The organism is Microbacterium sp., from assembly GCF_030149085.1.
Taxonomy (GTDB): Bacteria; Actinomycetota; Actinomycetes; order Actinomycetales; family Microbacteriaceae; genus Microbacterium.
On sequence record NZ_JASBSF010000342.1, the window covers coordinates 1 to 2312 of the forward strand.

The window sequence follows — 2312 nt, forward strand, 5'->3', positions numbered from 1 at the left end:
GTGACCTTCTCGCCGCCACCGGCGATCCAGAAGGGGATTCCCGGGCGCTGGAGCGGCTGCGGCTGCACGATCGCGCCGTCGACCTGGTAGTACTTCCCGTCGAGAGTTGCCGACCCGGTCGTCCAGGCCTGGTGCATGATCTCGACTCCTTCGCGGAGCATCGCGAGGCGATCGCGAACCTCAGGAAAGCCATACCCGTACGCCCGCCATTCGTGCTCGTACCAACCGCCACCGATTCCCATCTCGGCACGGCCACCCGAGACGATGTCGACTGTCGCGGCAACCTTCGCGAGGTAGGCGGGGTTCCGGTACCCCATGCAGGTGCACATCTGGCCGAGACGGATGCGGCTGGTCGACGCGGCGAAGGCTGACATCAGCGTCCAGGCCTCGTGCGTAGCCTCCTGGGTCGCAACGGGCACGGTGTGGAAGTGGTCATAGACCCAGAGGGACTCCCAGGGCCCCGCATCGGCCCGCTGGGCCAGTCCGTTCATCGCTTCCCACTGGTGCGCGGGATCGATTCCAACGAGGTCGAGACGCCAGCCTTGCGGGATGAAGATTCCGAATCGCATAGCGCCAGCCTAGGGTCGCGTCCGCGGAGGCCGGGTCAGTTTTCGACGATCGTCGCGAGCGGCATCCGTTCTCGCATGATCGCGATCGCCTCGGGATTGGCGTCGATGAGCACCGCGTCTCGCCCCAGCCCCTGCGCGACGGCACCCGTCGTTCCCGACCCCGCGAATGGATCGAGAACGGCTCCGCCCGGGCGGGAGGATGCCTGCACGATTCGCCGCAACACACCCTCGGGCTTCTGGGTGGGGTAGCCGGTCTTCTCGCGCCCGGTCGTGGGGACGATCGTGTGCCACCAGACGTCAGTCGGGAGCTTTCCGCGCGCCGCCTTTTCAGGGGTCACGAGTCCCGGGGCCATATAGGGCTCGCGATCTACGGCCTCGGAATCGAACCAGTAGCGCGCCGGATCTTTCACGTAGACGAGGATCGTGTCGTGCTTGGTCGGCCAGCGCTTGCGGGTCTTCGCTCCGTAGTCATACGACCAGATGATCTCGTTGAGAAAGTGGTCGCGGCCGAACACCGCATCCAGCAACACCTTCGCGTAGTGCGCCTCCCGGTAATCGAGGTGGAGGTAGAGAGTGCCGTCGTCGGCGAGAAGACGCCAGGCTTCGAGCACCCGCGGTTCGAGAAAGCCCCAGTAATCGTCGAACCTGTCGTCGTACACGCGCAGGTCTCCCCGCAGCCGCTCGTAGTCGCGGCCATGGAAGCCGCGCCGGGTCACGGACCCCGGAAGCGGCGCGTCTCGCGGCATGCTGGCTGATTCGACTGCCCGCTCACGCACGCGCCCGGTGTTGAACGGGGGGTCGAGGTAGACCAGACCGAATGACGCATCCGGCAGTCCACGCATCACCGACAGATTGTCGCCGTGATGGATCGTGACGGTCACGGAACCCGGTGCAGCCACGCGTCGGTGGCGAACTTCGACGCGACGAGAGCCTCTGCTTCGGCGTATTCCTCTTCGGTGATATGCCCGACCTCGGCGCCGTAGAGCGTGGTGAATGTGTCGGCGAAGGCCTGGATGATCGCCTCGCGAGGCAGTCCCGTCTGGCGCCGCAGCGGGTCGACGCGCTTGGCCGCCGAGGTCGTGCCCTTGTCGCTGAGCTTCTCACGGCCGATGCGCAGCACGTCGGTGAGCACCTCGCCGTCCATGTCGTAGCTGAGAGTCGCGTGATGCAACACACCGCCGTTGGCCAGGCGCTTCTGGGCGGCACCGCCGATCTTGCCCTCGGGACTCGCGATGTCGTTGAGCGGCTGGTACGTCGCGTCGATCCCGAGGGAGCGCAGCGCCTGCAGGACCCAGTCATCGAGGAACGCGTAGGAGTCGGCGAAAGTCATGCCCGCCACGAGTGAGGCAGGAACCGAGAGCGAGTACGTGATGATCGCATCAGCGCCCATGAGCATCGCGCCACCGCCCGAGATCCGCCTGACGACGTCGTAGCCGTGACGGCGCGCACCCTCCGGGTCCACTTCGTTTCGGAACGACTGGAACGACCCGATGACGACAGCCGACTCGTTCCACTCCCACAGCCGCAGGGTCGGCGTCCGTCGCCCATCGCCGACCCGGGTCGTGAGCACTTCGTCGAGCGCGAGGTTCATGCGCGGCGAGACGGGGCGGTCGTGGACGATCTGCCACGAGAAGTCCTTCCACCCGGATGCCGTCACGAGGGCCCGGCGCACGACGGTGCCCACGGACTCGGGCGTGAACCCGAGAAGCTGCGCGCCTTCCGGGAGCGCCGCGCGGACTACCG

Annotated in this window: 3 protein-coding genes; all 3 read right to left on the minus strand. The window is 66.8% G+C overall.

All coding sequences use genetic code 11. The features are described from left to right. The coding region (locus tag Q1V87_RS14105) for an LLM class flavin-dependent oxidoreductase (RefSeq protein WP_300594180.1) at positions 1-569 on the minus strand (569 nt) is incomplete at its 3' end. A gap of 35 nt (positions 570-604) precedes the next feature. Then, positions 605-1411 carry a site-specific DNA-methyltransferase gene (locus Q1V87_RS14110; protein ID WP_300594185.1) on the minus strand — a complete coding sequence of 269 codons (807 nt, stop codon included), beginning with the start codon at positions 1409-1411 and terminating at the stop codon, positions 605-607. Between the two features lie 35 nt (positions 1412-1446). Continuing rightward, positions 1447-2312, minus strand: an 866-nt coding sequence (locus tag Q1V87_RS14115) for a biotin/lipoate A/B protein ligase family protein (protein WP_300594183.1), incomplete at its 5' end; no start/stop codon positions are given.